General features: G+C 65.6%; 26 protein-coding genes. 10 read left to right on the top strand and 16 right to left on the bottom strand.

The features are described 5' to 3' along the window. Positions 1 to 7 precede the first annotated feature (7 nt). Both ACJ70B_RS06655 and ACJ70B_RS06650 read right to left on the bottom strand, forming a co-directional pair. A complete protein-coding gene (locus ACJ70B_RS06655) occupies positions 8 to 568 on the bottom strand; it encodes an NUDIX hydrolase (RefSeq protein WP_408959624.1) in 561 nt (186 codons plus the stop codon). 71 nt (positions 569 to 639) lie between these two features. Next, a complete protein-coding gene (locus ACJ70B_RS06650) occupies positions 640 to 1611 on the bottom strand; it encodes a diacylglycerol/lipid kinase family protein (RefSeq protein ID WP_408959623.1) in 972 nt (323 codons plus the stop codon). 54 nt (positions 1612 to 1665) lie between these two features. On the opposite strand from ACJ70B_RS06650, the gene ACJ70B_RS06645 reads away from it, so the two are divergent. Further along, positions 1666 to 2379 (top strand): PHP domain-containing protein, encoded by a 714-nt coding sequence (locus ACJ70B_RS06645; protein ID WP_408959622.1) that lies wholly within the window; start codon positions 1666 to 1668, stop codon positions 2377 to 2379. 84 nt (positions 2380 to 2463) lie between these two features. On the opposite strand, the gene ACJ70B_RS06640 is transcribed toward ACJ70B_RS06645, so the two are convergent. Beyond that, on the bottom strand, positions 2464 to 2877 hold the full coding sequence (locus ACJ70B_RS06640; protein WP_408959621.1) for an Lrp/AsnC family transcriptional regulator: 414 nt from the start codon (positions 2875 to 2877) through the stop codon (positions 2464 to 2466). 102 nt (positions 2878 to 2979) lie between these two features. Here ACJ70B_RS06640 and carA point away from each other — a divergent pair, with 102 nt between their 5' ends. Continuing rightward, a complete protein-coding gene (gene carA, locus ACJ70B_RS06635; protein WP_408959620.1) occupies positions 2980 to 4059 on the top strand; it encodes a glutamine-hydrolyzing carbamoyl-phosphate synthase small subunit in 1080 nt (359 codons plus the stop codon). 238 nt (positions 4060 to 4297) lie between these two features. Here carA and ACJ70B_RS06630 read toward each other — a convergent pair whose 3' ends face one another. From ACJ70B_RS06630 to ACJ70B_RS06610, 5 genes are all read right to left on the bottom strand, one after another. Then, the gene (locus ACJ70B_RS06630; protein WP_408960083.1) at positions 4298 to 5272 is read right to left on the bottom strand and encodes an ABC transporter substrate-binding protein; all 975 of its coding nucleotides are present in this window, start codon (positions 5270 to 5272) and stop codon (positions 4298 to 4300) included. Positions 5273 to 5453: 181 nt separating this feature from the next. Continuing rightward, positions 5454 to 6416, bottom strand: coding sequence for an NAD(P)/FAD-dependent oxidoreductase (locus ACJ70B_RS06625; protein ID WP_408959619.1), 963 nt, complete (start codon positions 6414 to 6416; stop codon positions 5454 to 5456). Further along, complete coding sequence (locus ACJ70B_RS06620; protein WP_408959618.1) at positions 6406 to 7590, bottom strand: ABC transporter substrate-binding protein; 1185 nt, start codon at positions 7588 to 7590, stop codon at positions 6406 to 6408. The genes ACJ70B_RS06625 and ACJ70B_RS06620 overlap by 11 nt, the downstream gene beginning before the upstream one ends. 111 nt (positions 7591 to 7701) lie before the next feature. Beyond that, complete coding sequence (locus tag ACJ70B_RS06615) at positions 7702 to 8451, bottom strand: SIMPL domain-containing protein (RefSeq protein ID WP_408959617.1); 750 nt, start codon at positions 8449 to 8451, stop codon at positions 7702 to 7704. A gap of 53 nt (positions 8452 to 8504) precedes the next feature. Next, complete coding sequence (locus ACJ70B_RS06610; protein WP_408959616.1) at positions 8505 to 8921, bottom strand: CopG family ribbon-helix-helix protein; 417 nt, start codon at positions 8919 to 8921, stop codon at positions 8505 to 8507. Between the two features lie 104 nt (positions 8922 to 9025). Between ACJ70B_RS06610 and ACJ70B_RS06605 the strand changes: the two genes are divergently transcribed. Beyond that, positions 9026 to 9847, top strand: a complete 822-nt coding sequence (locus tag ACJ70B_RS06605) for a hypothetical protein (protein ID WP_408959615.1) — start codon at positions 9026 to 9028, stop codon at positions 9845 to 9847. A 75-nt stretch (positions 9848 to 9922) separates the two neighbouring features. Beyond that, positions 9923 to 10711, top strand: coding sequence for an enoyl-CoA hydratase/isomerase family protein (locus ACJ70B_RS06600; RefSeq protein ID WP_408959614.1), 789 nt, complete (start codon positions 9923 to 9925; stop codon positions 10709 to 10711). Positions 10712 to 10735: 24 nt separating this feature from the next. On the opposite strand, the gene ACJ70B_RS06595 is transcribed toward ACJ70B_RS06600, so the two are convergent. Both ACJ70B_RS06595 and ACJ70B_RS06590 read right to left on the bottom strand, forming a co-directional pair. After that, positions 10736 to 11635 carry a glycosyltransferase family 2 protein gene (locus tag ACJ70B_RS06595; RefSeq protein WP_408959613.1) on the bottom strand — a complete coding sequence of 300 codons (900 nt, stop codon included), beginning with the start codon at positions 11633 to 11635 and terminating at the stop codon, positions 10736 to 10738. A gap of 53 nt (positions 11636 to 11688) precedes the next feature. Continuing rightward, the gene (locus ACJ70B_RS06590) at positions 11689 to 12396 is read right to left on the bottom strand and encodes a class I SAM-dependent methyltransferase (RefSeq protein WP_408959612.1); all 708 of its coding nucleotides are present in this window, start codon (positions 12394 to 12396) and stop codon (positions 11689 to 11691) included. A gap of 220 nt (positions 12397 to 12616) precedes the next feature. Between ACJ70B_RS06590 and ACJ70B_RS06585 the strand changes: the two genes are divergently transcribed. From ACJ70B_RS06585 to ACJ70B_RS06575, 3 genes are all read left to right on the top strand, one after another. Next, entirely contained in the window at positions 12617 to 12898 is a 282-nt protein-coding gene (locus ACJ70B_RS06585) for a MarR family transcriptional regulator (protein WP_408959611.1), read from the top strand. Between the two features lie 126 nt (positions 12899 to 13024). After that, entirely contained in the window at positions 13025 to 13861 is an 837-nt protein-coding gene (locus ACJ70B_RS06580; RefSeq protein WP_408959610.1) for an MBL fold metallo-hydrolase, read from the top strand. A gap of 29 nt (positions 13862 to 13890) precedes the next feature. After that, the gene (locus tag ACJ70B_RS06575) at positions 13891 to 14565 is read left to right on the top strand and encodes a YkgJ family cysteine cluster protein (RefSeq protein ID WP_408959609.1); all 675 of its coding nucleotides are present in this window, start codon (positions 13891 to 13893) and stop codon (positions 14563 to 14565) included. A gap of 247 nt (positions 14566 to 14812) precedes the next feature. Here the strand turns inward: ACJ70B_RS06575 and ACJ70B_RS06570 are convergent, their stop codons facing one another. Beyond that, the gene (locus ACJ70B_RS06570) at positions 14813 to 15223 is read right to left on the bottom strand and encodes a TRAM domain-containing protein (protein WP_408959608.1); all 411 of its coding nucleotides are present in this window, start codon (positions 15221 to 15223) and stop codon (positions 14813 to 14815) included. 161 nt (positions 15224 to 15384) lie between these two features. Continuing rightward, positions 15385 to 17112 (bottom strand): radical SAM protein, encoded by a 1728-nt coding sequence (locus tag ACJ70B_RS06565; protein ID WP_408959607.1) that lies wholly within the window; start codon positions 17110 to 17112, stop codon positions 15385 to 15387. 326 nt (positions 17113 to 17438) lie between these two features. Between ACJ70B_RS06565 and ACJ70B_RS06560 the strand changes: the two genes are divergently transcribed. Both ACJ70B_RS06560 and ACJ70B_RS06555 read left to right on the top strand, forming a co-directional pair. Further along, positions 17439 to 17597, top strand: a complete 159-nt coding sequence (locus ACJ70B_RS06560; protein ID WP_408959606.1) for a hypothetical protein — start codon at positions 17439 to 17441, stop codon at positions 17595 to 17597. 205 nt (positions 17598 to 17802) lie between these two features. Further along, entirely contained in the window at positions 17803 to 18285 is a 483-nt protein-coding gene (locus ACJ70B_RS06555; protein ID WP_408959605.1) for an Hsp20/alpha crystallin family protein, read from the top strand. Position 18286: 1 nt separating this feature from the next. Here ACJ70B_RS06555 and ACJ70B_RS06550 read toward each other — a convergent pair whose 3' ends face one another. Both ACJ70B_RS06550 and ACJ70B_RS06545 read right to left on the bottom strand, forming a co-directional pair. Then, positions 18287 to 19477, bottom strand: coding sequence for an NAD(P)/FAD-dependent oxidoreductase (locus ACJ70B_RS06550; RefSeq protein ID WP_408959604.1), 1191 nt, complete (start codon positions 19475 to 19477; stop codon positions 18287 to 18289). Between the two features lie 391 nt (positions 19478 to 19868). Continuing rightward, on the bottom strand, positions 19869 to 20162 hold the full coding sequence (locus tag ACJ70B_RS06545) for a hypothetical protein (protein WP_408959603.1): 294 nt from the start codon (positions 20160 to 20162) through the stop codon (positions 19869 to 19871). Between the two features lie 149 nt (positions 20163 to 20311). On the opposite strand from ACJ70B_RS06545, the gene ACJ70B_RS06540 reads away from it, so the two are divergent. Continuing rightward, positions 20312 to 20551 carry a CDGSH iron-sulfur domain-containing protein gene (locus ACJ70B_RS06540; RefSeq protein ID WP_408959602.1) on the top strand — a complete coding sequence of 80 codons (240 nt, stop codon included), beginning with the start codon at positions 20312 to 20314 and terminating at the stop codon, positions 20549 to 20551. Positions 20552 to 20665: 114 nt separating this feature from the next. Here the strand turns inward: ACJ70B_RS06540 and ACJ70B_RS06535 are convergent, their stop codons facing one another. Next, positions 20666 to 21754 (bottom strand): mannose-1-phosphate guanylyltransferase, encoded by a 1089-nt coding sequence (locus tag ACJ70B_RS06535; RefSeq protein ID WP_408959601.1) that lies wholly within the window; start codon positions 21752 to 21754, stop codon positions 20666 to 20668. 1 nt (position 21755) lies between these two features. Next, positions 21756 to 22067: a hypothetical protein gene (locus ACJ70B_RS06530; RefSeq protein ID WP_408959600.1), complete on the bottom strand. Its 312-nt coding sequence runs from the start codon at positions 22065 to 22067 to the stop codon at positions 21756 to 21758. Positions 22068 to 22155 lie beyond the last annotated feature (88 nt).

The raw sequence follows: 22155 nt of genomic DNA, 5'->3' as shown, positions 1-22155 counted from the left end.
TATCTAGTTACTCGGTATCTCGTCGCATGGCAATTTCGAACCACGGGCAGAACCGGAACTGGCGGTACCACTCCGGATGGGCGCTGAGTCGCTCGTAAGGGACCCACATCACGCCGGCGACTTCCTCCTCGTCGGGATCGAGGCTGCGGTCCGACAGCGTCAGTTTGAGGACGGCACACACCTCGTGCTCGACCCCCTCGTTCTCGAAGTAGCGCTTGTACTCGAAGCGGTCGGTCAGCCGCAGGTCGTCGTACTGGTCGGGGGTGATCCCCAGTTCCTCCTCAACGCGCTCGCGGGTCGCTTCCTTCTGGCTTTGGCCCTCGACGGGATGGGAGGCGACGGTGCCGTCCCAGTAGGTCCCCCAGAGGCGCTTATCTGGCGCTCGCTGGGCGAGCAGTACGTTGCCGTCGCCGTCGAAGACGAGCGAGGTAAAGGCGCGGTGGCGGATACCGTCGCCCGTATGGGCATTGAGTCGGTTGACTAACTCGAGTTCGGTGTCGTCGGCGTCGACGGCGATCACGTCCTGTCCTGCGTTCTCGTGTTGGAGCTCCTCGTCCGGCGTACTCATACCCCGATAATTACGATGGCTCTTGAAACCAGTATCGTCTCGTCACGGCTGTTTCGAATCGATACCCGGCGCTATTCGGCCCGCTCGAGCGGCCACAGTTCCTCGCCGTCAGGGTTGGGCTGATACGCCTCGCCGACGGCCATACTGAGCGTCTTCGCTTCCGTCTCGAGGCGCAGCGTTTCGGTCTCGAGCATCTCGCCGTCGAGGCTGTACTCGACGGAATCCGTTCGGCTCTCGATGACGACTGACGGCGTGCGACGCCGGACGATGTGCTCGCTGCCGCGGTCGAACAGCCTCTCGAGGGCCGCCCCCTTGAGCAGGGTGGCCGGCGACGCGTCCGCGACGATGGTGACCTCGAGCAGGCCGTCTTCGACGTTTGCCTGCGCCGCTCGCGCGCCGGTAAACCGCCGGCAGTTCCCGATGAGAACGAACATCGCCTCCCCGTTCCAAGCCTGCCTCGTCTCCCCGTTCGGGCCTGCAACCGTTTCCACTCGCAGCGGCAGCGACTCGAACGAGCCGATCGTCTCGAGCGTGGTCTTGACGTACGCGAGGACGCCGAGTTCTTTTTTACTCTCCGAGGAGGTCTCGCTGCTGGCTTCGGCCGTGACGCCACCGACACAGGAGTTGACGAAGACGCGATCGTTCGCGACTCCGATGTCGATCGACTGCCGTCGCCCCTCTTCGATCACCGTAAACGCGTGCTCGATTCCGCGAACGCCGATGTTCGTCGCGAAGTTATTGCCCGTGCCCGCCGGGACGACCGCGACGGTCGTCGTCTCGAGTTCGTCCGCGGCTGCGACGCCGTTGACGACTTCGTTCACCGTCCCGTCGCCGCCGGCCACGGCCACGAGGTCGGCGGTGGGCGCGGCGTCGCGGGTGAGTCGGCGCGCGTCGCCTTCCCCCTCGGTCGTTCGAACGTCGAACCCGTGTGCTTCGCCGCGCTCGACGATCTCGTCGACGTGATCACCGCTTCCGCTGACGGGGTTGAGGACGAGGACGCGGTCGTCGCTCGGCTGGCCGTCGTCCGGACCCGCGAGTGCCATGCCACGGAAAACGCCGGCCGAGCGCAAAAGGGTCTGGCCGGCGTTTGCACTTCCGTGTACTCCGTCGACCTGCACGCGCACACGCGATTCTTCCACGGGCGTCGGGACCTCGGGGACCGGTTCGATCCGCTTGGCGTTCGATTGCTCGCCGAAGTCGCCGACCGACGCGGCCTCGAGGGGGTCGCGACGACCAACCATGACTACTACACGCCGCTCGAGCCAGACGGCGGTACCGCGACGCTGCCGGGGATCGAGATCACGACCGATCGGGGCCACGTCCTCGTCGTCGGTCCTGATCCGCCCGAGGCGACCAAGCCGGGCGCGCTCTCGCCCGAGGAGGCCGTCGCGCTGGCACACGACCGCGACTGTGCCGCCATCGTCGCCCACCCGTTTCGCAACAGCACCGTCCGCGAACTCGAGGATATTCCCTTCGACGCCATTGAACTCAACGGCAAACACCCCCGCTCGCGCCCGCTGGTGGAGGAACTGGCTCGAGAGCGCGGCCTGCCGCTCGTCGGCGGTAGCGACGCCCACTACCCCTTCGAGGTGGGCCGGGCCTACACCGTCGTCGAAGCCGACCGGCTCACGCCCGAAGCGGTCGTCGACGCCATCCGCGACGGTCGCGTGAGCGCGCGCGTCTCACACTCGCGGTTCGATAGCCTCCTCCGCCGGGGCTACCGCGCGATTCACGACCGCAAGCGCGTAATCGACGCGCTCGAGCGGCCGACCCCCGGTGTCGGAACGCCGCCCGGCGAGGAGGGATCCTGAACCGCCCGCTCTCGGTCTCTCGATAAGCTGGCTCGCAGCGCCGTCGGCCGATAACGAGCGAGGCTGCCGTTCAGCGCGGCCGGTTCAGCCGAGCTCTTCGTCCAGAATCAGCCGGGTCTTCGTGCTCACGACCTCTTCCTGATCGCGGGCCTTCGTGATGAGATCGTTGACCCCGCGCGTGTCCGCGGCGTCGACGACGAGCACCACGTCTTGCTCGCCCGAGACCATCCAGACGAAGTCGACCTCGTCCCACTCGGCCATCCGCTCGGAGACGGCCTTGGTGTCGACGTCGACCGCGACGCTAATCTCGAGCATCGCCTGGACGTTGCCCGTGCGAGTCGAGATCGTAAAGCGCTCGATGACGTCGTCGTCCATCATGCGCTCGACGCGGTTGCGAACGGTTCCCTCACTCGTCTCCACCTCGTCGGCGATCTCGGTGTACGGCGTCCGAGCATCCCGCCGGAGGATATCGAGGATTTGCCGGTCCAGGTCGTCCATGGAGATGCACGACTACGACCAGCCTGCACTTACCGATTACGAAAATCGTAACTGAGCTTCGAAGACAACACTTATGGAGGTCCATCCGATACGTAGATCGTAATGACGGAAGCCTACGTCGCACTGGAAGGCGGCCACGTACTCGAGGGACGTGGTCGTGCATCAGGTACGGCCCGCGGGGAACTCGTTTTCACGACAGCGTATACGGGTTACGAGGAGAGTCTGACCGATCCCTCCTACGAGGAGCAGATTCTCACGTTCTCGTACCCGCTGATCGGAAACTACGGCGTCCGCGAGGAGCGTTTCGAGGACGACCGCGTGCACCCGCGTGCGGTGCTTGCAAAGGAACTCACCGACGACGTCGCCGAGTGGCTCGAGGGCGAGGGCGTCCCGGCGGTCGACCACCTCGACACCCGCGAGGTCGTCACCGACATCCGCGACGGCGGCGCGATGAAGTGCGGCATCGCCGTCGGCGAGGACGTCTCCGAGGAAGACGCCATAGAGCAACTCGAGGCCTGCAAAGCGATGAGCGACCACACCGAGATCGGTGCGCAGGTCAGCGTCGACGAACCCGAGGTCCACGGCGAAGACAACGACGGTGAGACCGTCGCGCTGGTCGATTGCGGCGCGAAGGGTTCGATCGTCGACTCGCTGCTGGCCCGCGACGCGACGGTTCACGTCCTGCCCTACGACGCCAGCGTCGCGGATGTCGAGGCCGTCGACCCCGATGTGCTGTTCATCTCGAACGGACCCGGCGATCCGGTCAATTTCGAACAGGCGATCGCGCTCGTTGAAGCGTTCGTCGAGGACACGCCCGTCGCCGGCATCTGCCTCGGCCAGCAGATCGTCGCCGAGGCGCTGGGCGGTTCCACCGAGAAGATGACCTTCGGCCACCGCGGCGTCAACCAGCCCGTCCTCGACTTAGAGTCCGGACAGGTCGTCATGACCACGCAGAACCACGGCTACACCGTGGCCGAGCCCGGCGAGCACCTCGAGGTCACCCAGATCAACGTCAACGACGACACGCCGGAAGGAATCGACGGCGTCGAGTACGACGTGATTACCCGTCAGTATCACCCCGAAGCGAACCCCGGTCCTGAAGACACCCTCGACTTCTTCGACGACGTGCTCGCCATGGCTTCCGGGCGAGCAGACACGCAGGCGGTTCCCGCCGACGACTGATCGTCAGGCACTGACCGCTGATTGTTGTTTTCGCCGTTTTACTGCAACTGATCGACGCCGTAACGCCGTTTCCGTTTCGATCCCGGGACAGGATTACACGTTCACGCACACGCTCGTGAGAACAGAAAGGACGCTACCAGTACCGGTGACCCGCCGCTCGAGGCTCGACGATATCGTCGCGACCTCGAGACGGTGTGGCCGACGACCGGAGTCATGGTCTGCAATCGCAGCCGCGGTTTCAAACGCCCCCGGTAACGATGTTCGCAACGCGTTCACGGTCGAACAGCGTCGCATCTGCGAACGCACCGGGGTAGATGTCGTTTGCAGCGCGTTCGGTCTGGTAGAAGTTGATGATCGGCCCCTGATCGAGATAGCCGGCATTATAGACGGCCTCGTCCCGGACTGCTTGTACCTCGCTGGCGACTGGGTCGTCCTGTAGCGGATCGACGACCGCTTCTTGGAACTCCGATTCGGACGCACCGCCGTGGTTGCGCACCAGCAACACCTCGGGATCGATCTCGAGGAGCATCTCCAGATCGAGTGTCCCCCGCTCGCTATAGCTGTAGTGGTCCACGTCGGTCGCCGTGAGCGCATCCGTCAAACCGAGATCCCGCCACTGTTTGGTGCTGATCCCGCCGTCGTCGAACCGGAAGGGGAAGAACTCGGTGCCCGAGCCGCTGGCCGGGTAGACGAGCATCGCGTTCGGTCGCTCCTCGGCCGGCGGCAGTCGTTCGTCGATCGTCGCGAGCATTTCGTCGTGGAGTTCAACGTACGCCTCGTAGCGCGCTCGTGCCTGAAATACATCGGCCATCAGTTCGAGGGCCTCGTAGAGGTCGTAGTAGCGGTAATCGTGCCACTCGTCACTGTGACGGCGAATGAAGTTACCAAAGAAGGGCCCGATGTCGTCTCGTACGTTATCGACGTCGGACCGCTCCCAGCCGTACCAGTGTGTCAGTATGTGTGGGTCGATGAAATGGGCGTCGGCGTTCATTTCATAGAACAGTTCCCTATCGACACCGCCTTCGGTCAGTTCAACGACGTCGTCCTCGTCGAACTCGAGGCCGGGAAGCTCGTCGTAGACCTCGGTTCCGAACCGAGCGTGGTTCTGAATCCCGAGTGTCTGTCCGCCGCCGAGTGCGAACCCCATATCCGCGTAAGTCGGCAGCAACGCGGTCCACTTCTCGGGTGGGCCTTCGAATTCGACCTCGCCCATCGGCGCTATCGAGACCGTGTACGTCTCGTCGCTCGAGCCGTCCATTGCGTCGCCGCTAATACAGCCCGCGAGGAGCGCGCTGCCGGTGGCGACCCCCGCGCCGATGAACTTCCGTCGTGTCGTTTCGGACGATCTCATCACGCCTGATATTTTAGGCTGACCTAAAAATCGTATCGATTGATCAGTCGTCGATCAGGTCGGCGTCCGACCGCGCGTTACCGCCCTCGAGTTCCGCCGCCCGCTCGCGGATCGCCTCGTCGTCGACGGCCTCGAGCAACACGTCGTCGTCGAGCGCGGCCGCGAGCCGCCGTTGCCCCCGTTCGGCCTGTCGGTCGGCGGTCTCCGAATCGACGTAGGCCGTGTCGCGGTCCGCGGCGTAGCGTTCGGCGAGTCGGCGGACCGTCTCGGTCTCGCGGTCGTCGGGCGCGCTGTCTTCGAATAGCGCAATCCATCGCTCGAGGTCGTCCCACTTCTCCCGCCGGTTGCCGGCCTTGCGCCGCCAGTCGTAGTGGCCCGCGAACCGGCCCCAGTACCCCTCGTCCTCGCGCAGTTTCCGGAGCAGCGTCCGGGCGACCGTGGCACCGTGACCGGCCGCGACGATCGCCTGATCGCCACCGCCGGCGAGCGGCCCGGCGACGTAGAGCCTGTCGACGGGCGTCCGACCGTCGCTATCGGGGTAGTCGCGATCGAATCGCCGAGTGGTCTCGCCGTCGTGTTCTTCGGTGACGAACATCGCGCCCTCGTCGTCTAGCCCGCTGAGGTACGACCCGTCGTATTTCGTCGCGGCGATCACGAATCCGGCCGTGACGGGATCTCCGTCCTGTGGCTCGAGCCGAAAGCCGCCTCGCTCGAGCGCCGTCACCGACTCGATCAGGTCGGCCTCGATCCGACACCCCGCGATTTCGGCGTGGTCGTGGGCCAACTCGAGGAAGGTCTCGGGGTCGATCGCACGGGGGAAGCCAAGGTAGTTCTCGAGGGAGGCACACCGCCGTAGCGAGGAGGGGCCGCGATCGAAGACGACCGTCTCGAGGCCCGCGCGGGCAGTGTAGATGCCGGCCGAGCAGCCGGCTGGGCCGCCGCCGACGACGGCGACCGCAGCGTCGTGGTCCGTGTCGGTGTCGAACGCGACGTTCTCACTGCCCATCGCTGCCCGCTCCGGTGACGATGTTTGCGATCTGCTCGCGATCGAACAGCCGCTCGTCTGCCGGAATCTCCGGATAGGACTGGCCCGATTCGTAGCCCGGCCATGCGCCGAACTGGTCGGGGTAGAGCTGCTTGGCGGTCATCTCGAGTTGGAACAGGTTCATGATCGGTCCCTGATAGCGCATCCCGCTGGCGACGACCCGGTCGTTTTGTACCGCGGTCAGTTCGCTGCCGGCGGCGTGTGATTCCATTCGGTCGCGGACGTCCTCGATGGCGTATCTCGAGGTGATGCCCCAGAGGTGGAGGATGACGTCCGGGTCCGCCTCGAGCATCGTCTCGTAGTTGACGGTGCCCCAGTCGCCCGACCACTCCACGTCGGCGAGCGCATCGCGTGCGCCGAGCGGTCGCGTCTCGGCCTGCCAAAAGCCCGGCGTATTGAGGTGGTAAGAGTAGAACACGCCGTCGCCTAGCGTGACTCGGGCGGCCGTGGGTCGCTCATCCTCGGGCGGGAGATTCGACTCGATGTACGACCGCGTCTCATTGTAGACGCTCCGGAGCTCCTCGTAGCGCTTTCGCTCCTGGAAGATGGCCGCGACCTTCTCGAAGAGTTCCCAGAGCGTGTAGTACTCGTAGCTGTCGGCGTACGCCGCCGCGGGGTCGCTGTGAACGCCGCTGTGGTAGCTACCGACCCACGGAGCGACCGTGTCGGCGATGTCCTCGATGTCGGATGCGTCCCAGTCGTTCTGCGTCGTAAGCACGTACGACGGATCGAGGAAGTGGACGTCGCTCTCCGCGTTGTAGAGTTGCTCCTTGGTCACGCCGTCATCGAGCGGGTTCTCCAGTCCCTCCCAGTCGAAGGAAACGCCCGGAAGCCGTTCATAGAACTTGCTCATCGTCGATCCCGACATCTCTGGAGCGTGCAGCGAATTCACCGCGTCGCCGTGGCCGAGCGCGACCGCCATGTCGGCGTACTGTGCGAAGGTGACGAAGGCGTCCTCGGGAACGGCGTCGAACTCGAGGTCCCCCATCGGTGCCATCGACACCGTGTACGAGCCGTCGCTCTCCGAGGGAGACCCCGCTCCACCGATACAGCCGGCCAGCGCCGCGCTCCCGGCCGTAATCCCCGCCGTCACGAACGCTCGTCGACTCGAGCCGAACTGCCGTGTCACTTCCATGCAGTTTAGGCTCACCTAACAATTCAAAAGTCGTTCGGTTTTAGGCCGGCCGAAATCGGGCGGAGCGATACGACGGCGTCGGTCGGCGACGATCGCTGCCGACCGACACCGTCACTCGGCGAAGGCGTACGTGACCGTCACGCTGGCGCTGACGCTGACTGGCTCCGCGTCGATCTCCGTCGGGGGCGCGCCGCCCGCCGCGTCGCCGCTGGCCATCGTTTCCTGTCGAACCGGATGGACCTGAACGTCGCCGGTCGTGACGGCCGTCGTCCCCTCGAGGCTGACGCCGCGGTTGTCGGCGATGTGGGTCGCCTCCGCGTCGGCGTTCGAAAGCGCCGCGTCGATCGCGTCCTTGCGGAGTTCGGCGCGCGTTTCCGCTTGCAGCGAGAAGTTCACGTAGCCGACATCGTCCGCGCCCGCCGTGACCGCCGCGTCGATGACCTCGCCGACGCGGTCGACGTCGGTCAGCGTCACCTCGAACGAGTGAGTTCCCTCGAACCTCACCTCCTCGCCGGTACGCTTGCGGGCCGGCGAGATTCGATACTGTCCCTCCTCGACATTTTCGCCGGGGATACCCAGTTCGTCGAACGCCGCGCGGAGCCGTTCGGCTCCCGTCGCCAACTCGTCGGTGACGGCTTCGGCGCTCTCGCCGCTGGCCTCGACGCCGACGCTGACGATCGCTCGGTCCGGATCCGCTTCGACCGTGCCGTCGGCGCTGACCGTGATCTCGCCTCGATCGGCGCTTTGCTTCCCCTCTCCGTCCGAGCCGGCATCGTCGGTGCGAAGCGGACTGCCAGTACAGCCCGTCACCGTCGCCGCGAGTCCGACCGTCGATGCCGCGATGAACTGTCGTCGGTCCATGGGGGTCCGTCACGGGGAACGGAGAAAAACGCATCTCAAGCTCAAACGAACGTTTACCCTTTCGCGACGGCGCTCGAGACCGCCTCGTCGCGGATGACCATGACCTTCACGCGACGCACGTCGTCGAAGTCGCGAAGCCTGTCGGTGAGGTCGCGGACCCGGTCGGCCGAGCCGCGACAGAACAGCGACTCGAGACACCACTCGCCCTGATGAGTGTGACTCGTGTTGAGAATCACGTCTTGATACTCGTGTTGTACGGCGTGGAGCGCCCGGATCACGTCGTGGTGTCGGTAATCGAACCCGACCAGAGCGACGATTTCACCGGTCGTCGCCTCGAGCCGCGAGTGGGCTTCAATGTACTCCTGCATCGCCTCTCTGACCGCTCGAGACCGGTTGTCGATGCCCTGCTCGCGCCAGATCTGATCGAACTCCTCGAGGAGGTCGTCTGGGACGGTGAACGATGTTCGCATATCTCCGGAACAGTCGCGGTTCCATAAGAGTCTCCCGTATGATCGAACCCCGGTTTCGGTAGTAACAACCGTTAACCGTGCCGTCACGCTCTCTCAGATAGACGATGATACACGGCGATGCGTTCGGCCTGTTCGCAGGTGCCGTCGCGCTCGGTGCAGTCCACGGCATCGAACCGGGACACGGCTGGCCGATCGCGGCATCGTATGCGCTCGATACGGGAAACGAATGGGCGTACGGCCTCGTGGCAAGTCTCATCATCGGCGTCGGCCACCTCGTGAGCAGCATCGCGATGGTGGCAGTGTTCTTCTACGCGAAGGATTATTTCGGCCTCACACAGCTCAACGAGCCGATCACGGTCCTCGGTGGCGTGCAGATCGGCGGGCCGGTGAGTCTCGTGGCCGGCGTCTTGCTCATTACACTCGGCGTCCGCGAGTACCGCCACGGCCATACGCACGGAAGCCACGACGGTGGGCACGGCCACGATTCCGCCCGCGCTGACCGCGCTGCCGGTCATCACCACGGGTCCGATATCGAACACTCCCACAGCGATTCGCGTTCACACGATCACGGCCACTCACACGACCACAACTTGCACGACCACGATCACGGCCACTCACACGACGATCTCGAGCCAGACGCCGACCGCGACCTGCTCGGCATCGCGTGGTTCGCGTTCGTCCTCGGGTTCGCCCACGAAGAGGAGTTCGAGATCATCGCGCTCTGTGCCGGCTCGACTCACTGTCTCGAACTGATGAGCGCCTACGCGCTCACGGTCATCGTCGGCATCGTCGGGTTGACCATGCTCCTGATCGCGGGCTATCAGCACTACGAGGAGCGGGTCGAGCAATACACGCCCTATCTTCCCGCCTTCTCCGCTGCGGTCCTCGTTGCCATGGGCGTCGGCTTCGCCGTCGGGCTGTTCTAAGTCCCACGCCGGCCACGTATCGGCAGCACGTTCTCCCTCACCGACTGTTAAGCATGTGGACAGTGGCCACGACTCATGGAATCAGTTGGCAATGGATTCGCATCGATCGAGTGGCACGACCACCGCGCCGACGTCTCCCTCTCGAGGCCGGATACGCGAAACGCGATGACCGTCCCACTCATGCACGATCTGATCGAGGCCTTCGAGCGGGTCGACGCGACCGACGATATCCGCGCGGTCACGTTGCTTGGCGAGGGTCCCGTCTTCTGTGCGGGAATGGACCTAAACATGATGCGCGACCGCGTCGAACCCGATTCCGAAATCGACCGCGACGTCTTCCCCGACCTCCTCGAGACGATCGAGGGACTCCGCCAGCCGGTCGTCGCGGGAATCAAGCGGGCCGCCCCAGCGGGTGCGTTCGAACTCACGCTCCCCTGTGATTTCCGAATCATCGGCCGCGACGCGAAATACGGCCTGCTCGAGATCGAACTTGGAACCTTCCCCCACGGCGGCGGTACCCAGCGTCTGCCTCGGCTGGTCGGTCTCTCGAAGGCCAAAGAGATCGTCCTGACCGGCGGATTCGTCGAGCCCGAGGACGCCGCCGAGATGGGGCTGGTCCACGAGGTCGTCGACGCCGGCGCGGTCGACAAGCGAGCGAAAGCCTTCGCCGATGACCTCTGTGAGAACGCGCCGCTCGGCCTTCGAAACGGAAAACGGGCACTCAACGCCGCTTTCGAGATGTCCCTCGAGCAGGGGCTCGAGTACGAGCGTCGACTCGGCCACGAACTCGACGACACCCATGACTACCGCGAGGGGTTCGAAGCGCGACTCGAGGACAGAGAACCGGCGTTCCGCGGCGAGTGAGTGGGCAGGGCCGATCGCGGCCGCTCACCGCCGATCGTAGAGTTGAACTGCACGGTCGTGTCGCACCGAGAGCCCGTTCGGGTTGCGCTGCTCCGACCGATCGGTGTACCGGGCGCGAACGCCGTCCCACAGTCCGCGGGCGACGTTTTTGGTCACGTCGGTGCCGTCGGAGAGCCAGTCCGTCGGCGTCGAGTCGCCGGCGATAAGCCGGCGGGCTCCGGTGATACCGTCTCGGACGGCACTGCCGGCGGTTCGAGCGAGCACGCTCGGTCGCAGCCCGTAGTTCTTCGCGAGCCGGTACGACAGCGATCGGTAGGTCTCTCCCCAATCGGGATCCGCCCGACCGCCGTCGGTCCCGACTTCGAAGCGGGCGGCCATCGCCGCGTCCCAGGCGATGTCGTAGCCGAGTTCGGTCGCGCGGTGTGCACAGTCGCGCTCGCCCGCCGCCTCGAGGTACTCGTCGAACCCGTCTAGGGCCTCGAGGACCGGCCGCTCGAAGGCGACGTTGTCGCCGTGGAAATGCGTTACCGCGCGCCCGCCGATTCGCTGGGGCGATCGCAGATCGCTCCCGTCGGGATCACCGGTGACGGGACCGGTGACGATGTTCGTTCCGTCGCCGATCACCTCGTCGATGGCCGCGTACCAGCCGTGGTCGATCGCGTACTCGCCGTCGAGGAAGGCGACGATCTCGCCCGTCGCCTGCTCGAGGCCGGCATTTCTCGAGACGCCGGCGTTTCGTTCCGAAATTTCGACGAGGACGTCGACGTCGCCGCGCTCGCGTACTACGCCGGTCGTCCCGTCCGAGGAGGGGCCGTTGACGACGATGACCTCCGTCGACGGTGGCGTCCGCTCCTCGAGAGCGTCGAGACACGACAGCAACCGCTCCCGGTCGTTGAGCGTCGACACGACTACCGAGAGCTCCATACCTCGCGTTAGGAGCCCCCGATAGTAAATAGATTGGATTTCGGCCGGTCCGATCAGCGGACGTGGGCGTTCCAGTACGACACCGACGCGAAGTGGTCGCTAAGCGGGAGTTCACCGGTCGCTTCGTCGATCGCACGCAGCGGCGACGCCAGTCCGTTGGGGATCGACCGGTAGAGCCCGTACGGCAGGAGGAAGTCGTCTTCGACGTCCTCGAGTCGCAGTTCCGTCTTCGCGAGCAGGACGGCCACTTCGCTCTTCGAGTAGAGCCGCGATCCCATCGGGAGCGCCCAGTTGTAGACGCTGCGCGACGAGAAGCGATTGAAGGTATCGAAGACGATCTGATCGCGCGAGACGCGTCGCATCTCCCGAAGGAACGCCTCCGGATCGTCCGCAAGATGGAAAAACCGCATCGCGACGACGATATCGAAGTGATCGTCCGGAAACGGCAGCCGTCCCGCGTCTCCCCGGAGGAACTCGAGTGTTCCCTCCGTCTCGGTGTTTTGTGCCTTCCGCCGTCCCTGCTGTAACATCGCCGCCGAGATGTCCAGTCCGACGACATCTGCTCCCTGATGGGCGAGCATGAGCGTAAATCGCCCGGTACCACAGGCGATCTCGAGAACCGACCGGTCCTCGACGGGCATGATCGCCTCGAGGACGGCCTCCTTCTCCCGGCGATCGATCAGCTGTCCGCCCCGGGAGAACCGCTTATCGTCGTATTCCTCGGCGACGTCATCGGCTTGGTACCACTCCTGTCCTTTCACACTGAGCGAAGCTACAGTCCTGATGGGATAAAACGATACTGGACTCCGTCCGAGCGGCTGGCGTATTCAAACCGAAGACGTCCGATCTTCGCGGTGGCCGTGGCCGAGAGACGATGTCGAAATCCTGTGTTAATACTCCATCCATATGCCTTATACAAATTGCATCATTCGTATCTGAATATAGGGAAGCTTTACCATTAGCGATTCCGCTCACGTAGATATGAGCACGCGTACAGCCGAGGACCGTGGCGCTGCCGCCGAGGAACCCCTCTCGGAGGACGAATACCGCGATCGACTCCGTGACCTGCCCCCGAGCGCGAAACTCGTCGCGAAAGTCCTAGAGACGGAGTCGCCGCTCTCGCAAGGCCAACTCGCCGAGGAATCACTGCTCCCCGACCGAACCGTTCGCTACGCCCTCAATCGACTCGAGGAAGTCGGCCTCGTCGGCTCTCGATACAGCTTCCGTGACGCCCGTAAGCAAGTCTACTTCCTCAAGCACTGACCGGTCCGTCCCGATCGCCCTCCCGTTCGCCCGTCTGTGTTCCACCGCTTGGGGGGAGCGGGAGGTGGACTGACCGATGTCGTCCCCGCCGATACATCCTTTTTCGTCCGCTCGTATTGTCGACGTATGCACGTTACGCGGTGTTCCGTCCCGGTTGCGACGCGCGCTCCCAGCGGCGACACCAACGCCTATCTGCTGCGAGAGCCGACGTCCTCGTCGCCGGATGACGACCGTCGCGAGTCCGGGACCGATCCCGCGGTCCTCGTCGACCCGGCGGCACGAACCGCCGATCTCGATCGACTGGTCGCCGAGCACACCATCGAGCACATGCTTGTTACTCACACTCATCCCGACCACGTCGGTGCCGTCGACGAGTACGCCACAGAGACCGATGCCACGGTCTGGGCCCGCTACGGCCGCACCGACCGCTTTCGCGACGCGACGGGCTGTGAGCCCGATCGGACGTTCGCACCCAGAACGACGCTCTCGCTGGGGGACGAGCGCGTTCGCGTTCTCGACGCGCCAGGACACGCACCGGACCACATCGCACTCGAGGCCGGCCGCGGCGGCCCGGTTCTGTGCGGCGACGTTGCCGTCCGCGAGGGCAGCGTCGTCGTCGGCGCGCCCGAAGGCGACATGCGCGCGTACGTGACGACACTGCGTCGGCTCTGGGCGCGAAACCCGCCGGCGCTGTACCCCGGACACGGGCCCGCGATCGACGCTCCGCGGGAGACCCTCGAGCGACTGCTCGCCCACCGCGCCGACCGCGAACAGCGGGTGTGCGAGGCCGTCCGCGGCGGTGCGGAAACGCTCGATGAAATTCTCGATGCGGCCTACGACAAGGAGCTCTCGGGCGTGCGCGATCTCGCACGGGCGACGGTCCGCGCCCACCTCGAGAAACTCGCCGTCGAGGGACGAGTCGCATGGGACGGCGACCGCGCGACGCCGCCGACGGTCGACTGACTTTTCCGCGTCGCCGCCCACGTTCGGGTGTGCAATCGCTCGAGGCCGAACTCGAAGATGCCCGCCGACTGGCCGTCGACGACCTCGCGGACGCGATCGAGTCGATCGGCTTCGAGTGTACCCGCTGTGGGGCCTGCTGCAAAGCCGACGCCGAGGACGATCACACGGCGACGGTGTTTCCGGACGAAGTGCGCGACCTCGAAGCCGGAGACAGTTACGACGGCGACTACGACTGGCGCGATATCGCCCGGCCGATGCCCTACGGTCTCTCCGAAACCGACGACGGCGGCTTCGAGGGCGAAACCTTCGAGTGGGCGCTCCAGACCGACGACTGCGGCGACTGTACCTTCTACGAGGAAGACGAGTCCGGCACCGGCGCGTGTACCGCTCACGACGACCGCCCGCTGATCTGTCGAACCTATCCCTTCAGCGTCGCGCTCGCGGGCACCAGCCAGCCCATGGGCGAGGCCGTCGACGAGGCTGGCGTGGTCCGGGCCCACGAGTGCGAGGGCCTCGGCCGCGATATCTCGCGAGATGACGCCGAGGAACTGGCTCGAGCGCTGAAAGAACGAGCTGTGCGCGAACTCGAGGAGGCCATCGCCGTCCGAGACGAGTACGAACCCGCCGATCCCGACCCCGGTGAGGTCGTCGTCCACGACTCCGAGGGTACAAAACGAGTCGACGGAACGCCGCTCGAGGAATGAGACGGAGCCGCGGCCGATCGTTCGATTCTTGGCTGGTACTGAATCCGACCGCTGTGACTTCTGTGACGAAATCGGACGATAGCTAACGGCTTGGCTACGAAATCGGTTACTGTACGGTGCGCTTTGCGCGCCGTTTCACCGAGCGCGAGCGTCGCTCGCACTCGGCCTTTTTTAGTCGAGATTTTTTGCCGGGGGTTGAGGGCGACGTCGAAGACGCCAGCCGATGCCCCCGGTAAAAAGGTCGTTCTTAGAACGTATCTTCGATGATCTCGCCGACCGCGAAGTTCGACTTGACCTCGGTGACTTCGATCTTGACGCGTTCGCCGACGTCGGCATCGGGGACGATGATGACGTAACCGCGTTCGACGCGGGCGATCCCGTCGCCCTGTTTGCCGATGTCTTCGATCTCGACGTAGCGCGTTTCGCCGACGTCGACCGGCGGTTGGGGTTCGGACGGCGCGGTCGACGGTTGACTCGTCGTCGTGGTGTCGTCGTCGCCGGCGGCCTCGTCGCGCGAGATGAGCGCAACGCGGTAGACCTCACCGGGGTCGATGTCGCCGGTCTCGACCTCTTGTCGCGGCACCTCGATGACGTACCGATCCTCCTCTTCCGAAACGTCCGTACTGAACAGACACAGCAGTTTGTCAGATATCTCCACAGGTAGACCCTCTATTTCAGTGCAGATCCCCATCCATAATAGAACTACCGACACCGAACCGCCGGTTGACGGAGGAATCGGCGGCACGAGGTCCCGCGAACGGGGCCGAAACTTCCTGTGGTTGGTTCACAAGAGCCGCGAGGGGAGGGGAAGTAGGGGTATCAGTCGGCGCGCTCGAGCGGCCGCGTCGTGACGAACTGGGAGAGGTCAAACGCCGTCTCGAGGTCGGCGTCGCCGACGGACTCGTAGGGGCGGTTGACGACGAGGTCGCCCGCGGTGCGGTCGCCGACGCCGGGGATGGCGGTGAGTTCGTCCATCGAGGCCGCGTTGAGATCGAGCGGGTAGGGAACGGCGGTGACCGAGCGGTAGCCGTGGTCGACGACCGCCGCGTCGATCGTGCGGCCGAGTTCGCGCTCGCCCGGGATGCCGACCAGCAGCGGGTAGGTGCCCAGTTGGCGGCCGAAGGTCGTGCCGTCTTGATGGTACTCGAGGTGGACGTCCGGCAGGACGGTGCCGGTGGGCGCGACCCGCTCGAGCATCGGATTGTCGATCTCCTCGCGGACCCGCTTTTTGTACCGTTTGAACAGCTTCTTGTGTTCGTTGGCGATCTCGGCTCCCGTATCGGACATGTCGGTGCCGTCGAAGGCCATCACCTGCCGGATGTTGATCCGCCGGAGCATGTAGCCCTCGTCGTAGACCCGCTGGAGGAACGCGCGGTTGCGCTCGTAGGTCTCCTCGCGCTCGCCTTTGAGCCCGTGCAGAAGGTTAATGCCGGGGAGTAGCTTGGGGAGCCGGTTCGGAGCGTCCTGCCCGAAACTCGGGCCGTCCGCGGGATCTTCGCCGGGTCGCCAGCCGGCCTCCTCGTTGACGATTCGGACCGCCTCGAAGCACTCCTCGGCGGTGACGTTGAGGTTGTTCTCCTCCTGTACGACGGGATCGGCGGATTCGAGGCCGAACGCGGCCGTGTCACCGGGCGTGTTGTGCTCGGCGATGATCCGAATCCCCTCGCGGCTGGCCTCGGGCCACTCGACGATCGTGATGGGGTTCATGTTGTCCAGATGCAGCGTCTCGAGGTCGGGTGCGACCTCGCGGATGCCGCCGTAGAGCTGCCGTAAGGCGTCCGGATTCGGCGCTTCGCCGTCGCCGCCGTAGGCGAGGATATCGGCCTGGCGACCGAGCCGGAAGTGTTTCACGCCGTGGTCTGCGAGCGTGTCGACCTCGCCGACGACGGTCGGCGGCGGCCGGAATTCGGGGTTGCCGTACAGCGGCTCCGTACAGAACGAACAGCGGTAGGCACAGCCACGCGAGGTCTCGAGTTCGGCGATGAGGTGGTCCGGATGGTTCGGATGCTGTTCGACGATGAACGCTCCCTCCCGAGCCCACCGCGAGACCTCCTCGACGTCGCGCATCCGGTTGTTGAAGCCCTCGAGGCCGCTCTCGACGAGATCGTAGACGGCGGCCTCGACGTCGCCCTTGGCGACGAAGTCGAAGTCCAGGTCCTGTCGCTCGGTCTCGGTCGCGCCGGCGTTTTCCTCGCCGACGCCGAATTTGACGGGGCCGCCCATCAGGCTCGTGCCGTTCGCGGTCCAGGCGAGTTTGCGCACCTCGTCGGGTTCGGCCGGCGTGCCGCCGACGTACTTGCCGGGGACGGTCATGCCCCCGAGATAGATCATGAGGTCGGCCTCGTCGACGGCCCGCCACTGGTCGGGTTCGTCGCGGAGGCCGTCGATCGTGTGGTACGTAATTCCCTCGCGGGGAACCCCCGCGTCGACGAGCGCCCCCGCAACGTATCGCGGGTACGTCGAGATGTACGGCGGCACCCCGAAGTGTGCCGGCTCGTCGACGTAGCCGTCGACGATCGTCACGGACAGCGTCTCGGGGTCGGTCATAGCTTCCGATAGCGACTCGAGGGCTAAAACGGTGACTACACGAAGTCCCGCCTCGACGGCCCGCGAGCCCGCCGAGGCGTCCCTTCCAGTTCCGCTCGAGTCGTCCGAAGCTGTGCCCTCTGCGCCTGACTCGCTCGCTTCGGTCGCTCGACCTCGCACGCCTTCGCCGACACGCCGTCGCTGGTGTCCAGATACGTCGCCAGCGTGTGCCGTGCCGACGGTCGATCCGCCGATTTCCGCCGCTCGTTCGGTACTATCGCACGACTCGACGCCGCTTTAGTGCCGCAACCCCGACGTTGATGGTCGTCGTGACGCTACTATCGCGTATGCCTCCGACGGAAGAGATCGTGTGCACCGACGATGACTGCTTTCTCGATCTGTTCGAGAACCACTACACGTACGACGTGCCCGACGACTTCGACGTCTCGGGGCTATCGTGTCCGGTCTGTGGCGGCACCGACTGTCTCGAGCGGGTGGAGCTCTGACCGGGCGATCGCGACAGCCCGGACCGACAGGGTCAGTCGGCTCGCGGCGACCGTTGTCTGACGTTTCTTTTGATAGCGCCAAAAGGGATATGAACGCGGCCGTTGTAGCTTTCGATAGAGTCCTCTCTGTCATGTACTGCCATGCCCTTCCCTCGATCCCTGTGACCGCTCCCGGCCTCGAACGCCCCGTCCGAGGTGACCGTCCGTGACGCTTACGGACCTCGGTAAATCGCTCGGCAGCGCGTTGTACCGTCAGGTCGGACGGGCGAACGGCCGTGTCCAGCGTCACCGCTCGCTCCCCGTCGACATCCTCGAGGACGGCGATTCCTATCGCGTCGTCTTCGATGCACCCGGTGCCGAACCGGACGACGTGGAGGTCCGCTACCTCGAGGGCACCGTCAAGATCAGGATCGATCGGTTCCGCCAGTTTCACGAGGGGTACGAGATGCGGTTCCCCGGCCGCGGGATGGGGCTGAGCGGCGAGGCCGAGTTGCCTGCCGACGCGGTTGTCGACCCGGACGCCGGCACGGCGAAACTCTCCGAAACGGGCACGCTGACGGTCGAAATCCCGAAGGATTCCGCGGTTGGCGGCGTCGAGACGACCGACGCTGCGACCGCTCTCGACGAGCGCGACGAGTCGACGTCGGACGCAAGCGCGGAGACGGAGCCCGTCGCCGTCGATGACTAATTCAGTCCGGGTCGATCGCCATCCCTGATCCGATCTCGAACGCCTCGTCGCCGTCGAACCGCGTCGGATCGAACGCGTCGATCCCCGACCCGCCTAAGAGTTCTGCCGCGATCCGCTCTCCGATCGCCGGCGCACGCATGAAGCCGTGGCCCTGAAACCCGGTCGCGACGTAGAGTCCGTCCGCACATTCTCCGACTAGCGGATCGCGGTCCGGCGTCGCGGTACAGAGTCCGGCCCACGCCTGCTCGAGGGTTGCGTCCCCGTCTGCGACGGCCGGTATGCGGTGTGCGACCCGTTCGCTGAGATCGTCGGCGAACCCGTCGTCGGCCTCGCGGTCGTACGCGTCTGGATCGGCCTCGCGGTTCTCGGTGCCATCGCCCGCGAGAAGGCCATCCGCGTGGGGCCGTAGGTAGAAGTCGCCGGTCGCATCGTAGCACATCGGCTCTGCGAGCTCGCCACTCGCGACGAGCGCTTGCACCCGGTAGGGTTTCATCGCGAGGGAGATCCCGGCGTTCGCGAGCAATTCCTTCGTGTGTGCACCCGCGGCCACGAGCACCGCGTCGACCTCGCTGGTCTCGCCGTCCGGACGGACCACCCGCGCCGGGTCGGTTCGAATCTCGACCGGCGTCTCGGTCTCGAGGGTCGCCCCGGCACCGGTGGCCGCGGCCGCGAGACAGGCCGCGTACGCGCTCGGATCGGCGTAGCCCGCCGCGCCGGCGATCCCCGCGACCGCGATGTCGTCGGTTCGCAGGGCAGGGAAGCGGTCCGCAAGCGTAGCGGCGTCCATTTCGAAGGCGACGACGTCGTTGTCCTGCATCCGCGCGACCTGTGTGCGGATGGCGTCGGCCCCTTCGTCGTCGCCCTCACGGGCGAGCCAGACGTAGGGACACTCGACAAACGGGAAGGTGTCGTCGCCCGACAGCGCGCGGAAGCGCTCGATCGCATCGCTCGCGAGTTCGGCGTCCAGTCCGTCCGCGAACGCGTCGTAACAGATCCCCGCCGCCCGACCGGTCGCGCCGCTCGCGACGGTCCCGCGGTCGTAGAGGGTCACGTCCGCACCCTCGCGGGCCAGATCGTAGGCCGCGGTCGCGCCGACGGCACCCGCGCCGACGACCGCCACCTCGAGACCCGCACCATCTCGCGTGAACGCGTCTGCGCCGACGGCCAGTTCGGGGTCGTCGGCGCCGCTCATCGGTGATCACTCGCTGATATCGGTCGGAACCGACGACTCGAGACGGGACCGCGACGTGAGTTCGTGCGTTCGAATTTGGCGTTCATGCGGCCCACTGGGGACGGGGTCCACTTACGTCTATGTGGTCCGGCCGCGTGTCCGGCCATTACCTTTCGGGTCCCTCGTCGGGTCGGAGAGGAAGGAAGGGGGTGGGGGTGGGGGTACGACGGCAGGGCGAACGGAACTCCATGGTTCAGTGTTGCCTGTCCCTGCCGTATTCATTTGTATGAACAGGGCACCGATACGGCTGTCTCCAAATATATTTGGGTCCAACCGGGAACCGACGTCAACCGGTTCGAGATGAGACTGCCCTCGCGCGAACGGTATCGCGACGGTGACGGACGAGGCGCGCCTATGAAACGTACAGCGAGTGTGCGATCACGAGGAAGCCGGCCAGCACCAGCAGGCTCTCGAGGAGAATACCGGTCATCAACGGGACCGCGAGCAGTTCGTACGACATCCCGGCGAGTACCAGCCCGAGCGTGACGAGGCCAAACCCAAGCGAGAGATAGCCGAGGGCCGGTTGCCGGGTTCGCCGGTAGGCTTTGTACGCAAAGAAGGTGATCACCCCGCCGACGATGAGCACGAGCGTTTTGACGACCGCGAGAGCGATCGCGGTCGGCATCACGGCGGCGGAGGACGACATAACTGTGTCTACTCGGATATCCGAGACCGGTACCAAGAACCTTGTCGTTCCCGAACTGGTGTGGGGTGACAACACCACACGTGATTGGAGCGATCGAACGGTGTGGCGCGAGCGAAGCGTTTTGACGGCGGCGACCGGAGACGTGACCGATGACACGATTGGTCGAACTCGAGGAGCGGGGCCCGCGGAAGCTCGATCCCTCGGATCTCGACGACGAGAAAGGCGACGTTGCGGTCTGTCAGTGCGGACTCTCGGAGTCGTTTCCGTTCTGCGATGGGAGCCATCGGCGGACGCGCGACGAGGACGAGGGGACGACCTATATCTACGAAGACGGGCAGCGGCGGGAGGTCAAACGAGTCGTGACGGTGGACGACGCCGCCGAGGAGTGAACGTCACATCGACCGCGCTGGCGGTCATCATCCGGGCGGTGTAGTCGCCCGACGACGCTACCGACACGTCGTCACGGCTCGGCTGACTGACGCTGCGTTTCGATTCGCCACCGCTCAGAACGCGTCGCGCTCGCGCAGCCGATCGACGATCGTCCGCACCCGCTGGGACGCCCCGCGAGGGGCGACGAGAATTCGGTCGTCGAACGCCGCGACGATCAGGTCGTCCACCTCGAGCAGGGAGACGCGGGCGTCGGGCGCAGCGACGACGTTATGTTCGGCGTCGATCGACAGCGTGTCGCCGGCGACGGTCGCGTTCGCACTCTCGTCGCCTCCGGCCCCGTCGTCGGCCGCGAGCACGCGCCCGACGGCGTCCCACGTGCCGAGGTCGTCCCAGCCGACCGACAACGGTGTCACGAAGACGTCGCTCGCCCGTTCCATGATCGCATAGTCGACGCTGACGGCGTCGACCGCGTCGAACCCTCGACCGGGCTCGCCGTCCTCGAGCGCGTCGACCAACGGCGCAAGCGGCGAGTCGCGCGCCTCGCGGAGGAGGGCGCTCGGCGTCCAGGCGAAGATGCCGGCGTTCCAGTACGCCCCGCCTTCGATGACGTGCTCTGCGTCCTCGCGGTCGGGTTTCTCGGTGAAGCGGTCGACCGCGGCGTAGTCGTCGGCTCCGAGGCCGTCGTCACCGGCCTCGAGAGCGGTCTCGACGCCCGCGGGCTCGGTCCCGTCGCTCTCAGGAACGATATAGCCGTATCCCGTCGCCGGACGCGTCGGCTCGACGCCCAGCGTGACGAGTCCGTCCGTCTCGACGGCGACCTCAGCGGCCCGCTCGAGGCGCGTCGCGAACGCGGCGTCGTCGGCGACGTGGTGGTCGCTGGGCAGACAGCACAGCACCGGCTCGGCGTCAAATCGGTCGCGGAGCCGCCAGGCGGCGTAGACCAGCGCCGGGCCGGTGTCCCTGCCGGCGGGTTCGACGAGCGCACCCGCCTCGGGTGCATGCTCGCGGATCTCGTCGGCAAACTCCTCGCGGGTCAGGACGTAGCGCTCGTCGGCGAAGGCCGTCCGATCGAGCGTTCGAGAGAGCAGCGACTGCTCGCCGCCGAACGCGAGGAACTGTTTTGGGCGGTCACTCCGGCTCGCGGGATAGAGCCGGCTGCCGATACCGCCGGCGAGGACGCAGGCAACGATTGGCCGGTCCATGTCACCAGGTTTCGATCCGGCCTTTGCGGACGTCCTCTGTACACCCCTCGCAGTCGGGATGGCCGGCCTCGTAACACGCCGGTCGGTACTTCTCGTCTAACTTCGCCGCGCGCTGCTCGGCGTAGCGCCGGCAGACGATCTTCGCCCGGCCCGCCTCGTCCGAGGGGAGGCTGCGGGCGTTTTTCGCCACCTCGTAGGAGTCACGAGCCTCCGTGAGTTGTTCGTCGGTCGATCTGCGAAGCTCTTCGAACTGCTCGCCCGCGCCCTGCAGCGTCGTACGCAGGAGGCGCTCGAGTCGACGCCGATCCGCCATTGCCACACCGTTTGGCCGCCGGGCACATATACTGTTGGCCGTCACCGGCGGTTGCCCCGCCCGCCCGACGGCAACGACTTTGACGAAT

The organism is Natrinema sp. 74 (assembly GCF_046097095.1).
Classification (GTDB): domain Archaea; phylum Halobacteriota; class Halobacteria; order Halobacteriales; family Natrialbaceae; genus Natrinema.
The sequence above is the reverse complement of the archived record's forward strand: the minus strand, read 5'-3'. Positions and strand labels throughout refer to the sequence as shown.

Coding starts and splice junctions, on each gene's coding strand:
- ACJ70B_RS06550 (WP_408959604.1), bottom strand. CDS start 19,477: ATGAGCGGCGCCGACGACCCCGAACTGGCCGTCGGCGCAGACGCGTTC.
- ACJ70B_RS06605 (WP_408959615.1), top strand. CDS start 9,026: ATGATACACGGCGATGCGTTCGGCCTGTTCGCAGGTGCCGTCGCGCTC.
- ACJ70B_RS06595 (WP_408959613.1), bottom strand. CDS start 11,635: ATGGAGCTCTCGGTAGTCGTGTCGACGCTCAACGACCGGGAGCGGTTG.
- ACJ70B_RS06630 (WP_408960083.1), bottom strand. CDS start 5,272: ATGGGCGAGGTCGAATTCGAAGGCCCACCCGAGAAGTGGACCGCGTTG.
- carA (WP_408959620.1), top strand. CDS start 2,980: ATGACGGAAGCCTACGTCGCACTGGAAGGCGGCCACGTACTCGAGGGA.
- ACJ70B_RS06530 (WP_408959600.1), bottom strand. CDS start 22,067: ATGGCGGATCGGCGTCGACTCGAGCGCCTCCTGCGTACGACGCTGCAG.
- ACJ70B_RS06545 (WP_408959603.1), bottom strand. CDS start 20,162: ATGTCGTCCTCCGCCGCCGTGATGCCGACCGCGATCGCTCTCGCGGTC.
- ACJ70B_RS06640 (WP_408959621.1), bottom strand. CDS start 2,877: ATGGACGACCTGGACCGGCAAATCCTCGATATCCTCCGGCGGGATGCT.
- ACJ70B_RS06535 (WP_408959601.1), bottom strand. CDS start 21,754: ATGGACCGGCCAATCGTTGCCTGCGTCCTCGCCGGCGGTATCGGCAGC.
- ACJ70B_RS06600 (WP_408959614.1), top strand. CDS start 9,923: ATGGAATCAGTTGGCAATGGATTCGCATCGATCGAGTGGCACGACCAC.
- ACJ70B_RS06560 (WP_408959606.1), top strand. CDS start 17,439: ATGCCTCCGACGGAAGAGATCGTGTGCACCGACGATGACTGCTTTCTC.
- ACJ70B_RS06585 (WP_408959611.1), top strand. CDS start 12,617: ATGAGCACGCGTACAGCCGAGGACCGTGGCGCTGCCGCCGAGGAACCC.
- ACJ70B_RS06580 (WP_408959610.1), top strand. CDS start 13,025: ATGCACGTTACGCGGTGTTCCGTCCCGGTTGCGACGCGCGCTCCCAGC.
- ACJ70B_RS06565 (WP_408959607.1), bottom strand. CDS start 17,112: ATGACCGACCCCGAGACGCTGTCCGTGACGATCGTCGACGGCTACGTC.
- ACJ70B_RS06650 (WP_408959623.1), bottom strand. CDS start 1,611: ATGGCACTCGCGGGTCCGGACGACGGCCAGCCGAGCGACGACCGCGTC.
- ACJ70B_RS06540 (WP_408959602.1), top strand. CDS start 20,312: ATGACACGATTGGTCGAACTCGAGGAGCGGGGCCCGCGGAAGCTCGAT.
- ACJ70B_RS06655 (WP_408959624.1), bottom strand. CDS start 568: ATGAGTACGCCGGACGAGGAGCTCCAACACGAGAACGCAGGACAGGAC.
- ACJ70B_RS06615 (WP_408959617.1), bottom strand. CDS start 8,451: ATGGACCGACGACAGTTCATCGCGGCATCGACGGTCGGACTCGCGGCG.
- ACJ70B_RS06610 (WP_408959616.1), bottom strand. CDS start 8,921: ATGCGAACATCGTTCACCGTCCCAGACGACCTCCTCGAGGAGTTCGAT.
- ACJ70B_RS06625 (WP_408959619.1), bottom strand. CDS start 6,416: ATGGGCAGTGAGAACGTCGCGTTCGACACCGACACGGACCACGACGCT.
- ACJ70B_RS06620 (WP_408959618.1), bottom strand. CDS start 7,590: ATGGAAGTGACACGGCAGTTCGGCTCGAGTCGACGAGCGTTCGTGACG.